Source organism: Bordetella tumulicola (genome assembly GCF_054779135.1).
In genome coordinates, this window is sequence record NZ_BAAGYU010000010.1 from 899866 (window position 1) to 915154 (window position 15289).

Sequence of the window (15289 nt, forward strand, 5' to 3'; positions counted from 1 at the left end):
AACAGTGGGCCCGCCATATGCCGAATCAATTATTTATGGCCCAGCTCTGCGCAAGTTCGCAACATAGATTCGGATGCTGGTACGGTTTTCAGTACGCTAAACACATCGTCAGGGTTGCCTGCGTTGGTGTCTTTAGACTGGATGATGAACACCGACTGTACTGACTGATGGTCGCAGGGACGATAATATTGTTCGCCCTTGTAGGTGTCGTACTTAAGTGCGGCCAGAGCGTCGACTACCTTCTCAGTGTCTACCGTGCCGGCATTAGTGACTGCCGTTAGCAGTGATTTAACGGCGGAATATGCCATTGCGCCGTAGTCGGACGGATAGGTTCCCTTGTTGGCGGCCTTGTAGAGGTCATTCAGCTTTTTTGCGGAGGGCGTATTGTCTTGAATGCCCCAGTAATACGACGTGCCGCCAATGACGCCGTCATAAACTTTAGGCCCACCAGCCAAGCGGGACGTATACATAAGCACGGGGGTTGCAAAAATCGTGCTTTTCTTCATGCCGAAGTCGGTCGCTTGCTTGATCGAAATGTAGTTATCACGTCCTAGGTTGTTGAAAACAAGAACGTCGGGCTTAAGCGCTTGTAGCCGTGGCAAGAAAATTGAGTAATCGGAGGTGCCCAGAGGATGCTTGACCTCGCCAACAACCTCTGCGCCCACTTCTTCTGCCACACGCCTAAAGCCACGTGCCATCTCGTGACCATAGGCATAGTCTGCAGTAATAAAGGCAATACGCATTCCTTTTTTGAATACATACTTGCCAACCGCCTGGGTGGTCATGTACGGGTTTAGCGCTTCATGGAAGGTGTAGCGAGAATAGTCTGACGCTTCGTTAATAGTGTCTGACTGGCTGATCGATATATAAAGGATCTTGCGCTGTTTGGTGATGTTGTTGGTAGCAAGTTGTGTAGCAGCAGAGAGACCACCAACGATAAAATTAACCTTATCTTTCTCTATGAGTTCCAAAGCACGAGTGGCTGCCTCGCCAGGATTAAGCTTGTCGTCACGGACCAGAAGCTCGACCTTGCGGCCATTTAGGCCGCCAGCATCGTTAAATTCCTTAACGGCTATTTCCGCGTTTCTAACTTGATCTTTTGCATCGGCACCATAAGGGCCGGTTAACGGTACGGGCAACCCGATGCGGATTGGGTCTGTCTGAGCCTGCACGCCAGTCATGGTGGCGGTTGACGCCATACAGAGGACAAAGGCCCATTTATTTACGCTTTTCATATATGTGTTGTCTCCTGAGGTAGAAAGGCTATGCGACGGTTGCTGTTAAAGCTGGGGTACAAGCAATTGCGTCGGTCTTGCGTTTTTCCAACTACAGTATCTACTGATTGGGTAATCTGTCTGGCTTCTGCGGCCCGAGCCCGTTCTCAGTTTTTTACGTCTTTTCTTGATTTAATTGACCTGTTGGTAAATATAAAGGTTTTGATCAAGCTAAGCAATGCTTAGCTTGATCCGTAAATGATCCACTAAGCACACCCTTCCGGCGTCTTATGGAATAGGTCAAGCTACCTGCTTGCTACATTTTCGGAGCAGACGGATATGTCACAAAAGGCACGCCGTATTGGTCGAATCATCTCTCGGCAATGGTTGCCGAAAGTACGCAAGCAGCGGCGTATGCCAAGCGTGCGCAGGCGTACGGCGAATTCACATTGACACGCGCTTTAACCGAAGATGTCATTGGAAAATTCGGCTTCACCGACGCCACAGGTGCCACAGCAGCGCTGTTGGGCGAGATCGCCATTCCAAGTGCCATCATGCGGGGTGTGGCTGTGATCAGTCGCTCGGCGGGTCTGGGTGGGGCACATTGCCGAAGAGATGCGTGAGCCTACAGGCAAGCATATCTGGCAGACGGTCGAGCACGCAATTCCCTATGCAAGTAGCGGGGAACGGTGAGCGCGTCGTAGGAAGCGGCCGGCTCCTTGGCGTTGAAGCCTGTAGTGTGCCGCGCGTATATGACTTTGCCGACGGCCTGTCATTAGCAGCTCGATGCCGGACCGTCGACAAAAAAAGCGGCGCCCTTGGGGCGTCGCTGGCCTGCAAGCAAGCTTAGGTGCCGCAGGTATCAGACGTCCTCATTTCGTTTATGGCGGGCTCTTGGCGATTGGGGACATAGTTACGGTCTAGCTGCAGGCCGGTTTTGCTTCCGGGGATGCACGGATCGCCGGCGCTGGTATACCCCTGGCCACCTTGTGCCGGATCGGTTTGCCCGGCGGGTGTGCCTTGGGCATATGCACTACCAGCCATGGCGCTGAAGACAGTTATGGCTGCAACTCGAGCAAGTAATTTACGCTTCATGTGAGTTCTCCAAACGGTGTGTGGGCTCGGCGCACCGCAACTATCGTGCCGGCGGTGGCTACCGTGCTATTAATTCTGACGTTTGTCTGCATGCAGGGCGAGTGTCGAACGGCAACCAACCGTCGTTAAATTTTTCTGTGCAGAGCATAAACAGACACTTCTATAAGAGTGCTGGCAGACCCCGATGCCCCAACAACCGTCCGTTTTTCTCGCAGTATTGTTACGTCGATTGAAATAATTCACGGAGTACAACAATGTTCTCTGTCATCACTTTTACATGATTGACCATGTGCCAGCGATAAGGTGTGACGGCGCTAGTGCAATCGCTCAAGGACCCAGTTAGTTGTCAGAGTTGATGCAATACTGATCCACAAGCAATGCGAATAATATTTTGAACTACTTTGTGGGCGACGTTATATCACCACTGCCCAAAGTAAATGCCCGCCCGCTTGTGGGCGTTGGTGGATCGCTCCACCGCCTCGTCGGACATGGTTGTGCGCCGCTTGCTGCGCAACGACCAGTCCAGCAGATGCTGCCGCATCTCGGCGCGCACCGCGGCGTGGGACTGGCTGGCACCCAGATCCTCGAACTCGTTGGGGTCGCGCTGCAGGTCGAACAGCTGCTCGGGCTCGTCGCGCCAGTACACGTAGCGCCACCGGTCGGTGCGCACCGACCACGCGCGGCACTGCTGCGGCGTCTTGCCCAGCGTGAGCCGCGCCTGACGGAAGCTGTAGTCCAGTTCGGATACCGCCGCGGCGCGCCACGGCATGCCTTCCGCTGCGCCGTGCAACAACGGCTGCAGGGCGCGCCCCTCGATCCGGTGGCCGGCTTGTGGTACGTCCAGCGCCTGCAGGATGGTTGGCGTGATGTCCACGCTTTCCACCAGTTGCCGGCACACCTGGCCGCGCGTGCCGTCGGCCTCGGCGCTCGGATCCATGATGATCAGCGGCACCCGTTGCACGGTGTCGTAGAACAGCTCTTTCTCGCCTAGCCAGTGGTCGCCCAGGAAGTCGCCATGGTCGGCAGTAAACACCACCAGCGTGTTGCGCATCAGTCCGGCGCCTTCCATGTAGTCGAACAGCCGGCCCAGGTGGGTATCCAGTTGCGTGATCAGCCCCTGGTAGATCGGCCGTACGGTGCGCACGCATTCTTCACGCGCGAAGCTCTGGCTTTCTTCATGCTGGCGATAGGCCTGCAGCACCGGATGCGCGCCGGCCAGCTCCTGCTGGTTGCGCACCAACGGCAGGCATTGGTCGCTGCGATACATACGATGGTAGGGATCGGGCGCCATATAGGGCCAGTGCGGCTTCACATAGCTCAGGTGCAGGGTCCAGGGCTGCGAGCCGCGCTTGCGTATGAAATCCAGGGCACAGTCGGTGGTGTAGGCGGTTTCCGAATGCGGTTCGCGGACCCGCGCGGGCAGGTGCGCATTGCGCATATGCCACCCGCTGACCACTTGCCCGTCTGCATCCACCGCGGAAATCACATAGTCCGACCACGGATCGGGCGAATCGTAGCCATGGCGGCGCAAGAATGCCGGATACCCACTTTCATCGCCCGGCTCGTGGTGGCCGTCATAGCGGTCGGCCTCGCGGAAACTGCCGCGCGCCAGCAAGGTGCCCAGTTCCGAGCCGCCGTCGATGGCCAGCCGCTGTATGCCGGCCTGGTCGGGGATGACGTGGCTCTTGCCGATCAGCACCATCTCGCGCTCGCGGCCGGCCAGGTACTCGCCCAGCGTGACCTCGCTCACCGACAGCGGCACGCGGTTCCAGGTCGTGCCGTGGCTGGATGGATAGCGCCCGGTGTAATAACTCATGCGTGATGGTCCGCACACCCCCGAATTCACGAACGCCTGCTCAAAGCGCATGCCGCGCGCCGCCAGCGCATCCAGGTTAGGCGTGCGCAGGTACGGATGCCCGTAGCTGCCCAAGTGGTCGGCCCGCAGTTGGTCGGCCATGATGAACAGCACGTTCTGGATCTTGCTCATGGAATGCCCGCCCTTGTTACTGGGTTGCCTTGAAGCCGGATTCGCGCACCACCGGCTCCCATTGCTTGCGATAGGCCGCCAGCGCCTGCGCGGTCTGTGCCGCGTCGGCCGAGATCGGCTCGAGGTTGATGGCACGCACGGCCTTCTGCATGGCCGGATCGCGCATGACCACGGCGATATCGCGCGCCAGGCGTTCGACCTTGTCCTGCGGCATGGCGGCCGGCGCGAAAAATGCGTTCCAGCCGTCCGCCGCCAGGTCGATGCCGGCCTCGCGGAAAGTCGGCACGTCCGCGAGCTCCGCCTCGCGCTCGGTGCCCGAGGTGGCCAGGATGCGCACGCGCCCGCCCTGGTGCTGCGGCAGCAGGGTATCCAGCGTATCGATTGCCTGCGGCAGGATGCCGCCGACCAGTTCGCTGACTAGTGGCGCCGAGCCACGATAGCCCACCACTTCGGCCTGTTGGCCGATCTCGCCGCCCAGCATCAGCGCGAAGAAGTGTGGCAGGCTGCCAGTGGCGGGCACGCCCACCGTGAAGCGGTCGGGGTGTTCCTTCAGCCATGCCCGCAGCGCCTTCATGTCTTTCATGGGCGAATCGGCCGACACCGCCAGCGCGAACTTGTAGCTGCTGACTAGCGACACGGGCTTGAAATCGCGCTGCGCATCGTAGCCGGGGTCGGCATAGACCAACGGGGCCACCACCATCACGGCGGGGTTGCCCAGCAGCAGCACATTCTGGTTTGTGTCGGCGTTGCGCACCAGTTGCGCCGAAATGCGGCCGCCCGCGCCGGTCTTGTTCTCGACGATGACAGAAACGCCCACTCGATCTTTCAGGCGTTCGGCCACCAGCCGGGCGATGCGGTCCGAACTGCCACCCGGCGGATAGCCCACCACGATGGTCAAGGGGCCGCTCAGCGGTGCCGCCGCCCATGCCGAGGTGGCTAGCGCGCATGCCGCCAGGGCGGCCAGTATCATCTGTTTGATCATGTCTCCTCCTGTCTTGCTGTCTTTTGATGAATTATTGTCAAGGTACAAGAGACTGTAGCAACGGACGTGTTTCTTGATCTAATCCAATATCGGCATAAACAAACATACGCAATCCAGGTAGGAAACCCTCCCATGCCTTCCGTGCCCGCGCAGCCTCCCGTCCATCTGGCGGAAATGCCCATGTATTGCCTGTACCAGGCCTGGTCGCAGGCCAGCCCGGTGTTCGTGCGGCTGTGCGAAGGCCGCTTTGGCATTACCCGGCGCGAATGGCGTTTGCTGGCGGCGGCGGTGGAATACGGCCCGCTGACATCGGCCGAACTAGCGGCCACCGCCCGGCTGGACCTGGTGCGCACTTCGCGCGCCCTGGGTTCGTTATGCGAAAAGGGCTGGGCTGACCGGGTGCGCGACACACACGACAAGCGCATCACGCACGTCATGGCCACCGAGTCCGGGCGAGCGCTGTACCACGCTATGTTGCCGGAGATCGCTCACTTGAACGACCTGCTGATGGCCGACCTGACGCCGGATGAAGGACGCCAGTTGCTGCACTTGCTGCAGGTGGTGGCGCAGCGCGGCGCGCGCATGGCCACCGAGAATGTCGTGACCGACAAGGCCAGCCGACGGCAGGGCGGCACGCGCTGGGCGTCAGCCAAATCGCAGACTTAAGCTAGGATTCGCTCGGGGTCTGACTGCCTGGCTCACAAAATTGGAAAATCCCCTGGTGTCAGGGCTGCTAGCTAGACTGATCAATTCATTCGCATAAAAGCTGCAGTCAGGCTGACCATAAATAATCCCCAGCACGCGTTGCTTGGTGCCGGGGAAGAGGGCGCCGGATAGGCTCCGAGGGGATGCAGTCGTGATTTTTGTACCCATATTGGGTTTTGTCATACCCATATTGGGTTTGATTGGCTAGTGTTCACGTTTTGCTGGGAGGGAATCCCTTTCCTTTTAGGGCAGCGTTCTTCCACCTAGCAGCGTAGGCCGACCTATCGCACTGAACTAAGCCCTCAACTCTAAGCCCTCAATTTCAACAAACTGATCGCATTCAACCGCGCGACCTTTTCACGCGTGGCCTCATCGACAGCCGCGTTATCCAGGAACTTGCCAGCCGTAGCCGAATCTTCATACGGATAATCCACCGAAAACATCACATGGTCCATTCCCAACGAGCTCAATGAAGCAATCATCGGTGCGTCGTCACAAACTCCAGAAGTCGTGATGTAAAGATTTCGCTTCAAATACGCCGAAGGCGCCATCTTCAGCGGACGCTTGCCCACAATCAATTCGGCACGGCTATCCAAACGCCACAGATAAAAGGGCAACGCCTCACCCATGTGCCCCAACACGATCTTCAGCCGAGGGAATCGGTCGAACACCCCAGAGAAAACCAAACGCAGGAAATGCGACGACGTCTCCACCGTCCATTCCCACGTAGGCTTAAGCAACTCCGGTGCACCCTCCAGCACGTAAGGCAAGCGGAATGAATCGCCGGGGTGCAGATAGAGCGGAACATCCAGATCCTGCATGCGCTCCCAAAAAGGATCGTAGCGAGCATCATCCAGGTACACGCCGTTGGTATGACCGTTCACCATCGAGCCGACAAAGCCCAGCTCTTTTACGCAGCGCTCCAATTCATCACCCGCGCCCTTCGGATCCTGCATGGCCAGGTGCGCGAACCCCGCGTAGCGGTCGGGCTGCTTGGCGATCTGTTCCGCCAGCATGTCGTTGCCCTTGCGTGCAACCTTCACCGCGACCGCGGTATCGGTCTCACCTTGCACACCCGGACCCGAGATCGACAGGACTGACAATCCAACCCCCGCCGCATCCATCGCCGCCAAACGCTGTTCTCCGAAATCGGACAGCGCCCCTATGATCCGCGTTCGTCCCTGCGCCGAGACGTTCGGCATGGCCATGTCCAGATACGACAGGAACTCGGGGAATATGAAGTGTTCTTCCAGGGCGACTTTCATGGATATTCCTGTTTTTCGTTGGACGGCCTAGGTGCCAGAAAGGCTACCACGATGAGCATGACGGCAGAGCGGCTTGTGGCGTTTAAGCGACGAACACGCGCAGGTGCATACATAGCCGCTATGCTGTTGGCCGAAGCATCGCACGCGATTCCAGGAGCCCGTCATGAAGAAGAACGAATCCATCGAGTCCAACGAGCCGGGCCAGAGCGGGTCGAACGTACCCGACAATCCCAAGCGGCGCACCTTGCTGGCGAGTTCCGCCGCTGCCCTGCTGGGAAGTGGCATGCTGCCCGACGCGGCCAGCGCTCAGACCGCGGTGCCCGCCACCCAACACCGTCCCAAGGCGGCGCCCGCCAAGCTTCCGGAGGGCTACAACATTCTCTTCATCCTGGTCGACCAGGAACACTTCTTCCCGCGCTGGCCCATGCCTGTTCCCGCGCGGGAATGGATCAAGGCCAACGGCATCACTTTCCTGAATCACCAGGGTGCGTCCTGTGTCTGCTCGCCCGCGCGCTCGACCATCTACACCGGACTGCATATCCAGCACACCGGCGTTTTTGACAACGCCAACGAATTGTTCCAGACCGCGCTGTCCACGAAAATCAAGACCATCGGTCACCGCATGTCCGAACTGGGCTATCACGCCGCCTACCAAGGCAAGTGGCACCTTAGCGCGAACCTGAAGCAATCGGACCATGCCATCGACGCGCCGTTTGCGGACTATCGCAAGATCATCGAGTCGTATGGATTCGACGACTTCTTCGGCGTCGGCGACATTGCCGATGGCACCCTGGGTGGCTATCAATACGACGAGACGTGTACCGCATTCAGCGTACGGTGGCTGCGCACCAAAGGCGAGGAACTGCACAAGGCCGGCAAGCCCTGGTACCTGGCGGTGAACTTCGTCAATCCCCACGACGTCATGTACATCGACTCCGACTTGCCCGGCGAGACCGTGCAGGGCAAGGACGCGGTCATGCCCATCGCGCGCCCACCGGAGGACGCGTTGTACCAGGCCACGTGGAATGTGCCGCTGCCGGCGTCCCGCAAGCAATCGTTCGACGAGCCGGGGCGCCCGCAAGGGCAACAGACCTACCAGGAGTCCATGAATGTGCTGGTCGGCAAGTGGCCCGACGAGGACCGCCGCTGGAAGGTGCTGCGCGACTATTACTACAACTGCATCCGCGACTGCGACCGTCAGGTCATGGCCATGCTCGACGCACTGAAAGAAAGCGGCATGGCGGATAAGACCATCGTCGTCTTTACCGCCGACCACGGCGAACTGGGCGGCAACCACCAGATGCGCGGCAAAGGCACCTGCACCTACTGGCAGCAGAACCACCTGCCGCTGATGATTGTTCACCCTGATTATCCGGGTGGCCTCGAATGCAAGGCCGTTACCTCGCAGATCGACCTGACGCCGACGCTGCTGGCGCTGACCGGCGCCAGCCCGGACGCCGTCAAGAACGCTGCGGACGGACTGAAGGGGCGGGATTTTTCCGGGTTGTTGAAGCATCCCCAGGACGCCCAGGCGGACGCGCTGCGGCCGGCCGCCCTGTTCAACTACAACATGCTGACGTTCCAGGATGCCAAGTGGGCGGCTGCAATGGAAGGTCTTTTAGCGTCTCCGAAAGTGTCGACGGCCGACAAGGTTAAAAAGCTGGAGTCTACGGCGTTCAATTTCGACAATCGTGGCGCGATCCGCAGCATCTTCGACGGCCGCTACCGCTTCAGCCGCTACTTCGCGCCGGCCCACTTCAACACGCCCACGACGTTCGAGGACTTGTTGGCGCACAACGACCTGGAGGTCTACGACCTGCAGAACGATCCCGAGGAGATGAACAATCTCGCCCGCGATCCGCAGGCGCACCGCACGCTGATCATGGCATTGAACGAAAAGCTGAATCAACGCCTGGCCGAGGAGGTCGGCGTCGACGACGGCAGCTTCCTGCCTATACGCGACGGTAAATGGTATCTGCCAAAGCAGTGAAGAGTTCTGCGTAGCTGAATTTGTCGGCGCGCAACGGGTCAGCCAAGCCTATCGTCTTTTGGATAATGGAGCGTAGCTCATGGAAGATAGGTGATTCTGCGTTCGCCTGGTAGTGGTTTTGATCACCCCCGCCCTCACGGTTACTAGGCCACTGTTCGTGAGCGTCGCCAATTCACGTTGCACGGCGCCCGATCCACTGGCTGCCAGACTGATCAATTCATTCGCATGCCAGAGCGTCTGTTGAAAACCCATAGCGATTCACTTCGACCAGCTGCGTCTGGTTCATAGCTCGTTGTATTTCTTTGCTGTTCCCTTTGCCTTGTGCACCGGATACTTTTCTTCATTTTTTTCGATTTTCTCGAGAATGATTTTCTCTATGTCGAAGTTGTACGTATCGCAAAGCAGTAGCGCGTAGGCCAACACGTCGGCGAGCTCTTCCTTCACCTTCTCAGGGTCGGCGGCTTCAGGGGCCTTCCATAGAAATGCCTCCAGCAGCTCGCTCGCTTCGATGCTGAGCGCAAGGGACAAATCTTTAGGATTGTGGAATTGCTGCCAGTTTCGCTCGTCGCGGAACTTTCCGTCGTAAGTGGCCATTCTGAATCGCGGCGTTGGTATGCAGATTTGCGTTCGTAGAAAACTTACAATAACCTGAATAAATTCAAGGGTTGGATCCCGCGTATAAAAAAGGCGCGGTACCCTACCTATCTGTCAGTTAAGAAGCCCGCATGGGCTCCTTGACTGCCCAGCTTTATTGCAGCAATCGCTACGGAGTTATCTATGAACCCCCAAGATCGTCAAGCCATCGACAATGTCTTTGCCCGAATTGAAGAAGTAGGGCGTCAAGGCGCGCCTCGGGATAGCGAAGCTGAGCGCCTGATTCAGGAGCGCATTCAGCAAAACCCCCAGTCCGCCTATTATTTGGCTCAGACCGTCCTGATCCAGCAAGAAGCGTTGAAGAACGCGCAGCAAAAGCTGCAGGAGCAGAGTCAGACCGATCCGTCGGCGCCTGCCGGCGCGGCGGCACTGTCAGCGACGGGCTTTGGTAGACAAGGGGCTGGGCAGCCTCCGGCTGCGGCGCCGTTGTCGTCGGGCTTTGGCCGCAGTAATGCCGGTGGCGGTGGCTTTTTGGCTGGTGCCATGCAAACCGCGGTCGGTGTTGCCGGCGGCATGATGCTGGGTAATCTGTTGGGTGGTTTGTTCGGTGGCAATGATGCGCAGGCTGCCGAGGCGCCTGCCGAAGAACCCGCCGCAGCGGCACCGGAAGAAAATCAAGACGCGGTCAACGACGATGGCGGTTTTGATGACGGTGGTGGTTTCGACGATATCTGACTGATACGTCCGAGCCGATAGGCCTTCAGCTGCAAATTTAGTCGCTCGGAGCGATTCAGACTAGGTATCGTCTACGTGAAGTTTATCGGCACTCACGCAGAGTATGACAAGGTTGACGCCGAAACCGTGGAGCACTATCCGATTGATCTTCCAGATCCCGTCGAGGCTATCAAGTTCCGAATGGAGCAGGGTGGCCTTACCTCGAAAGATTTGGAACCAATGATTGGTAAGCGCAACCGTGTTTATGAGGTGCTCAGCCGCAAGCGTAATCTGACGCTGCCAATGATTTGGCGTTTGCATAGAGAGCTTGGTATCCCGGCTGAGAGCCTGATTCGGCCGATGGCACACGCCTAGTCGATTGGTCTGCTACTAACAAAGCAAAGAGCCGCTCTGCATTAGCACGAGCGGCTCTTTTAATCTGGTGCCGGGGGCTGGAATCGAACCGGCGCGCCTTGCGGCGGGGGGGTGAGTTGGCGTTTCAGGCTGTTTTTCCAGGGAAGCTGGGCAATGTTGAGTGCATCTTAGACTAGATGATAGTAGTTATAAATCAATTGCTTATGTTATTTTAACGAAGTTCGTCAGAACTGATGGCTGTACCGTTACTGTACCGAAAAGCGAAGCGTAGGTACAGTTCGGTACAGCAACGGACCTAGTCGCGGTGGCTAGTTTGGTTGAGACATGCAAGTGTCGAAAAAGAGGAGTATGCGGTGATTGTCATGGCTAATCACCGCAATTTTTACGGAGAATGAGCGCGTGTGCCGCTGCAAACAATGATGGGCAGAAGTGCTTACGCGCCGTCAATCAACTCGGCCACGTCGCTGGCCCGAAAGTAAACGCGTCTTCCCACTTTCCGCTTTGCGGTGTTCCACTGTCGGGCGAATTCGGATTGTCCGCAGAGGGCAAGCCGTAGGCCATCAGGGCTGCGCTTTAGCAATTCAGATAATTCGACTAATGACAATAACGGTCCATACCGTTTGATCAATTGTTCTTCGGTGGTCACTGAACAACTCCAGGTTACGTCTCCCTGTTGCATGCTCGTCGGGAGTGATAGGACGGTGAGCAGCTTTTGAGACGTCGCTCTATCTGTATGCGAGGTGTGCTCACTGATGAGCTTTCGTTGTCATGAGTGTCAACGAGGTGCTTAGCAAGCAGATGTATTGTTACGCTCAATGAGCGCATGCAAACTGGCTGCCGTAATGCCACTGGATCGTTTGCCGATCTTGATCAAGACCAACTGCCCTTCGTTGACGAGTCGATAGATCGTAGATCGAGACACGCCGAGTTTGGTTTCGGCAGTATGTATGCGATAAAGCAATGCGCCGTCAGACGGGTGAGCGACTTCGCTGCTGCCAAATGACGTATTAAAAGGTGATCGTTGAGATTGTCTCTCCATGTTCTCTCCTTTAAACCTTGGAAAGCATCCTAGGACGATCTCCAGGATGCTTTCCAAAGCGGGCGCAGCCAGCGCCCTGGTAGTTGGCTCGCCAAATAACCGCGATGGGAACCAATTGCTTTGATCATTTTCGGTAGAGCCCATCGTTGTTGATCCACAAGTGTGGTTCGTCGGGATACTGAAAACTGTGGTCTTTGCCGCTGTCATCGACGGATTTCGCGCCATCCATCGAGGGTGGCCTGCCTTCGGCAGCACCGGCGTCCAGTAACGAGGATCGTCGTTGGTGCTCTCAGTTCATGCCAGTCACGACCGGCCCAAGAGCACAACGATTTTTCACCTGATTTGCTCCTACCCAGGTGCATGTCACCCCGCATATGCATGCTGGTAACTCGGGTAGCCGCGCACTCACACCGCCCGCAATGGGGCAGGGCGCGGTGTTTATCGGTGTTGTGTTGTTAAAGAGCAGCGTTGCTGTAATCATTACGTACTTATTTTTTGACGTCAATAAGTAAGTACTGAATCTGGGCCGAATAAAAGGTAAAAATTTTTGAACAGAGAAATCCTATAAACCGGCTTAACCCAATAAGAAACGCCCTGATTCGTTACGAAATTTAGGGCGTTGGGAAGGGAAATGTTGTTCTTTGCGATGAGGAGCGTAGTTCGCAGGCTTATGTTTGATCTTTGTCGTGCCTGGCTTGCTGGTTAATTTTCATCTTGATGTAGTCGCCGATGTCTTCCAGGACGGGAGCCGGTAACTGTTCAACGACATACAGGGGCGTCTCTGGCCACGGCCAAGGCACTTCGAACATGTCTCCCTCCCCTGTGACTAACCATTCGGCGCGAACTTTGAGGGCGGCTGCGATCCAAACAAGGTGGCGGGACGACTCAATGCGCCCGCTTTCTATATGGGCAATCGCGCCTTGACTCACGGGAGGGGTAAGACGGCGGGCCAAGGCGTCTTGGGACAGTCCTCGCTTCTTGCGTGCGATGATCAAGCGCTCGCCGATGCTGCCTCTTGAGCTCGGTTCCATTTCTGCTGTCATTTTTCTCGTGCGCGGTGCTGGGAGTGTAAGTCTATATTTATTTAAAAAACGTCGCTTGTCCAATTTTTGGGATGGCCGATTTTATTAAATAAATACTTAAATTTGGAGCGTTGTGACACGTCATGAGACGGTGTGGCGAATAAAATTGTCAAGCGTAGAGGCCTCGCTGTGGTACTTGATGGGAAATACGAGGATGTTCTAGATTTTGAAAATATCCACCTTTGTCTCTAGGCACTTGCGCAAGCTGAGATCATTTGCACCAACCTCGAACCACCCCCCTGGCTTTTGGTAGAAGTCGAGGCCACGCCCAATTTTGATGACCCAGCCGTTGTCCAGACGGATCTCACGATCATGGATGTTCGGATTGAGTTGCACTTCTAGCTCTACATCTAACTCTAGCAAGCTCTGCTTCAATTCATCGAGTTTCTCTGAAATCTCGGCCAGCTGGGTTGTACCGTCATAACCAGTGATAAGGTTGATTTTCTTCACCGTGCCAGCCTTCAACACCGTCTCGCAGAAGCGTACGAAATTCTGAATTTGGTGCTGCAGGCGAATGTACGGATCTTCGATCACGACGGACTTGGCTCCTTGCAGATAAGGGCCGAGGACGGACTCATAGCTGTGTCCGGTATCGCCGTAGAGAATGGTGAAGTGCTGCTCCTTGAGTTCGGCCGACAATGGTTTCGTCGCCGAAGCCCCAGCCGGGCTCGGGGCCGCTGCTGCGGGCGTCGACAATGTTTGGGAGTCTTGGGAAGAAGGAGCCGGTTCTGCAACAGGGCGTTCCTTCATTAGATTCAGACGACGGCGCGCAGGCTCTTGCGTTGCCGGTGCATCCTTTGATTCCGGGCAGAACACTACCACCTCATCACCACCAGTCTTGAAGTAGGACAGGTTGATTCGCGCGAACTCGTCATCCGGCTTGCGCTTGTTCATCTGCTCCTTGACGCGACGACGGCATTCCGTCGCATAGGCCACGTATTCCTCGAACTCCTCGTCCGTTGGCGGCCCGTTCGGATGTAGGACTTTCAAGAACGCGCAGACGGTTTTCTTGATGCCTTTCTCGTCGCGCCCTTCAATCGATTTTCCGAGCCGAATGCGTTTGCTCACTTCCTCATACCGATTCGTGTGCTTGAACTGGTAGTGAAAGGCCTCTGCCAAGTAGTCGGTGATGAAGCCGTAGTTGGTGGTCAGGAAGTGGCTGCTGTTCTTGGGCATCTCCCAACCTGGGATGTAAGCGGCGAAACGATCCATCACCGCCAAGTCAAGTTCTGGAGGCAACGGCTGAAACAGATCGTGCTCGTTGGAGTGGACCACCTGCTGCACCGACACATCGATATTGCCAACAAAGCTCAAACTGGCATCCGCAATGACTTCGGCCCCGCGCGAAAAGCGCCCGTTGGCCATGAAGTCCTTCATGATCTGAATGGTGTCGGGATCGCGCACCTTGATCCCGCCGACCTCGTCGAATGCAACCGTGTCCCAAAAGCCCACCAGCCCCACCTTGCGACGCGCATTGTTGTAGAACAGCGTGGCTTTCGTGGCTTGACCTCCCGATATCAGCGTAGCGTAAGGCGAAAATTCGCTGAAGAAATAGGACTTTCCCGTGCCGCGTGGCCCCAGCTCGATGTAGTTGTAGTTAGGCTCCACCAAAGCGGCTAGCCTGGCGATAAAGTGCATTTGCACGCGCTTGCTTAGCTTACTCGGTTCCAACCCCACAGAGCGCAACACCGCCGCAAGCCACTCATCACGCGTGAAGGCGGTTCGGCCGTCTGCGTAGCGGTCAAAGTCGAATCGCGTTAATTGGATCGGTCGTAAGTCCTCGATAGAGAACGCGTAGTCGTCTTCATCAATGTCGTTGTGCGCCAGGGTCACTTCGGCCCAGATGCCACCTTCCAGCAGGCGATCGTTGTCCCGGTAAAATTTTTCGGCAATAGCGATGCGTTGCGAGTTGAAGTTTTCCAGGGAAGCCCAATGACGCTTCTCCTTCTCGACATAGCGCACATGCACTTTGTCGATGAAGCGGTGCTTGCCCCTGGTGGCCACCTTGGACTGCGCGGCGTTGGCTTCATCTGGCCGAACATAGTTTTCTTGCAGTGAAGAGAGCACCGCTTCCATACCCGCATCCATCTCGGCCTGGTCATTGCTGGCGCAGTACTTGGCGAGCAAGAACTCCAGGACGAACGTCGGGACGTTGGTGCCTTTCTTGATCCGGTGCAGCAAGTCCTTACGCAGCACCTTGCCGTCGAAAGTGGCGTTCAGTTTCTGGTCGAGTTCGTCCATAAGGCT

At 56.9% G+C, this 15289-nt stretch carries 12 protein-coding genes and 2 pseudogenes; 5 read left to right on the forward strand and 9 right to left on the reverse strand.

The window, feature by feature from the left end; translation table 11 throughout:
• Nucleotides 1-29: 29 nt before the first annotated feature.
• Nucleotides 30-1235, reverse strand: a complete 1206-nt coding sequence (locus tag ACYVDM_RS21550) for an ABC transporter substrate-binding protein (RefSeq protein ID WP_415788701.1) — start codon at nucleotides 1233-1235, stop codon at nucleotides 30-32.
• Between the two features lie 476 nt (nucleotides 1236-1711).
• Here ACYVDM_RS21550 and ACYVDM_RS21555 point away from each other — a divergent pair.
• Nucleotides 1712-1907: pseudogene (locus tag ACYVDM_RS21555) on the forward strand (citryl-CoA lyase); the annotation flags it as partial.
• Nucleotides 1908-2060: 153 nt separating this feature from the next.
• Here ACYVDM_RS21555 and ACYVDM_RS21560 read toward each other — a convergent pair.
• From ACYVDM_RS21560 to ACYVDM_RS21570, 3 genes are all read right to left on the reverse strand, one after another.
• A complete protein-coding gene (locus tag ACYVDM_RS21560) occupies nucleotides 2061-2309 on the reverse strand; it encodes a hypothetical protein (protein WP_415788703.1) in 249 nt (82 codons plus the stop codon).
• A gap of 418 nt (nucleotides 2310-2727) precedes the next feature.
• Nucleotides 2728-4296 carry an alkaline phosphatase family protein gene (locus tag ACYVDM_RS21565; protein WP_460475463.1) on the reverse strand — a complete coding sequence of 523 codons (1569 nt, stop codon included), beginning with the start codon at nucleotides 4294-4296 and terminating at the stop codon, nucleotides 2728-2730.
• Between the two features lie 16 nt (nucleotides 4297-4312).
• The gene (locus ACYVDM_RS21570; protein ID WP_415788896.1) at nucleotides 4313-5278 is read right to left on the reverse strand and encodes a Bug family tripartite tricarboxylate transporter substrate binding protein; all 966 of its coding nucleotides are present in this window, start codon (nucleotides 5276-5278) and stop codon (nucleotides 4313-4315) included.
• Between the two features lie 132 nt (nucleotides 5279-5410).
• On the opposite strand from ACYVDM_RS21570, the gene ACYVDM_RS21575 reads away from it, so the two are divergent.
• Nucleotides 5411-5944 (forward strand): MarR family winged helix-turn-helix transcriptional regulator, encoded by a 534-nt coding sequence (locus ACYVDM_RS21575; RefSeq protein WP_415788705.1) that lies wholly within the window; start codon nucleotides 5411-5413, stop codon nucleotides 5942-5944.
• A 347-nt stretch (nucleotides 5945-6291) separates the two neighbouring features.
• On the opposite strand, the gene ACYVDM_RS21580 is transcribed toward ACYVDM_RS21575, so the two are convergent.
• Complete coding sequence (locus tag ACYVDM_RS21580; RefSeq protein WP_415788707.1) at nucleotides 6292-7248, reverse strand: amidohydrolase family protein; 957 nt, start codon at nucleotides 7246-7248, stop codon at nucleotides 6292-6294.
• Nucleotides 7249-7411: 163 nt separating this feature from the next.
• Between ACYVDM_RS21580 and ACYVDM_RS21585 the strand changes: the two genes are divergently transcribed.
• Complete coding sequence (locus ACYVDM_RS21585) at nucleotides 7412-9238, forward strand: sulfatase-like hydrolase/transferase (RefSeq protein WP_415788709.1); 1827 nt, start codon at nucleotides 7412-7414, stop codon at nucleotides 9236-9238.
• A gap of 282 nt (nucleotides 9239-9520) precedes the next feature.
• Here ACYVDM_RS21585 and ACYVDM_RS21590 read toward each other — a convergent pair whose 3' ends face one another.
• Nucleotides 9521-9832 (reverse strand): nucleotide pyrophosphohydrolase, encoded by a 312-nt coding sequence (locus tag ACYVDM_RS21590; protein WP_415788711.1) that lies wholly within the window; start codon nucleotides 9830-9832, stop codon nucleotides 9521-9523.
• 183 nt (nucleotides 9833-10015) lie between these two features.
• On the opposite strand from ACYVDM_RS21590, the gene ACYVDM_RS21595 reads away from it, so the two are divergent.
• Together ACYVDM_RS21595 and ACYVDM_RS21600 are read left to right on the forward strand one after the other, a co-directional pair.
• On the forward strand, nucleotides 10016-10567 hold the full coding sequence (locus ACYVDM_RS21595; protein ID WP_415788713.1) for a DUF2076 family protein: 552 nt from the start codon (nucleotides 10016-10018) through the stop codon (nucleotides 10565-10567).
• Between the two features lie 126 nt (nucleotides 10568-10693).
• Nucleotides 10694-10921 (forward strand): annotated as a pseudogene (locus tag ACYVDM_RS21600) (helix-turn-helix domain-containing protein); the annotation flags it as partial.
• Nucleotides 10922-11708: 787 nt separating this feature from the next.
• Here ACYVDM_RS21600 and ACYVDM_RS21605 read toward each other — a convergent pair.
• The 3 genes from ACYVDM_RS21605 to brxL form a co-directional block, all read right to left on the reverse strand.
• Nucleotides 11709-11960, reverse strand: coding sequence for a helix-turn-helix transcriptional regulator (locus tag ACYVDM_RS21605; protein ID WP_415788716.1), 252 nt, complete (start codon nucleotides 11958-11960; stop codon nucleotides 11709-11711).
• 668 nt (nucleotides 11961-12628) lie between these two features.
• A complete protein-coding gene (locus ACYVDM_RS21610) occupies nucleotides 12629-13003 on the reverse strand; it encodes a helix-turn-helix domain-containing protein (protein WP_415788718.1) in 375 nt (124 codons plus the stop codon).
• Between the two features lie 198 nt (nucleotides 13004-13201).
• Entirely contained in the window at nucleotides 13202-15283 is a 2082-nt protein-coding gene (gene brxL / locus ACYVDM_RS21615; RefSeq protein ID WP_415788720.1) for a BREX system Lon protease-like protein BrxL, read from the reverse strand.
• Nucleotides 15284-15289: the final 6 nt, after the last annotated feature.

What these genes read in the sequence shown, in the direction of transcription:
- ACYVDM_RS21590 (WP_415788711.1), bottom strand. Translation starts at nt 9,832, where the DNA reads ATGGCCACTTACGACGGAAAGTTCCGCGACGAGCGAAACTGGCAGCAA.
- ACYVDM_RS21595 (WP_415788713.1), top strand. Translation starts at nt 10,016, where the DNA reads ATGAACCCCCAAGATCGTCAAGCCATCGACAATGTCTTTGCCCGAATT.
- ACYVDM_RS21580 (WP_415788707.1), bottom strand. Translation starts at nt 7,248, where the DNA reads ATGAAAGTCGCCCTGGAAGAACACTTCATATTCCCCGAGTTCCTGTCG.
- ACYVDM_RS21605 (WP_415788716.1), bottom strand. Translation starts at nt 11,960, where the DNA reads ATGGAGAGACAATCTCAACGATCACCTTTTAATACGTCATTTGGCAGC.
- ACYVDM_RS21585 (WP_415788709.1), top strand. Translation starts at nt 7,412, where the DNA reads ATGAAGAAGAACGAATCCATCGAGTCCAACGAGCCGGGCCAGAGCGGG.
- ACYVDM_RS21565 (WP_460475463.1), bottom strand. Translation starts at nt 4,296, where the DNA reads ATGAGCAAGATCCAGAACGTGCTGTTCATCATGGCCGACCAACTGCGG.
- ACYVDM_RS21560 (WP_415788703.1), bottom strand. Translation starts at nt 2,309, where the DNA reads ATGAAGCGTAAATTACTTGCTCGAGTTGCAGCCATAACTGTCTTCAGC.
- ACYVDM_RS21575 (WP_415788705.1), top strand. Translation starts at nt 5,411, where the DNA reads ATGCCTTCCGTGCCCGCGCAGCCTCCCGTCCATCTGGCGGAAATGCCC.
- brxL (WP_415788720.1), bottom strand. Translation starts at nt 15,283, where the DNA reads ATGGACGAACTCGACCAGAAACTGAACGCCACTTTCGACGGCAAGGTG.
- ACYVDM_RS21610 (WP_415788718.1), bottom strand. Translation starts at nt 13,003, where the DNA reads ATGACAGCAGAAATGGAACCGAGCTCAAGAGGCAGCATCGGCGAGCGC.
- ACYVDM_RS21570 (WP_415788896.1), bottom strand. Translation starts at nt 5,278, where the DNA reads ATGATCAAACAGATGATACTGGCCGCCCTGGCGGCATGCGCGCTAGCC.
- ACYVDM_RS21550 (WP_415788701.1), bottom strand. Translation starts at nt 1,235, where the DNA reads ATGAAAAGCGTAAATAAATGGGCCTTTGTCCTCTGTATGGCGTCAACC.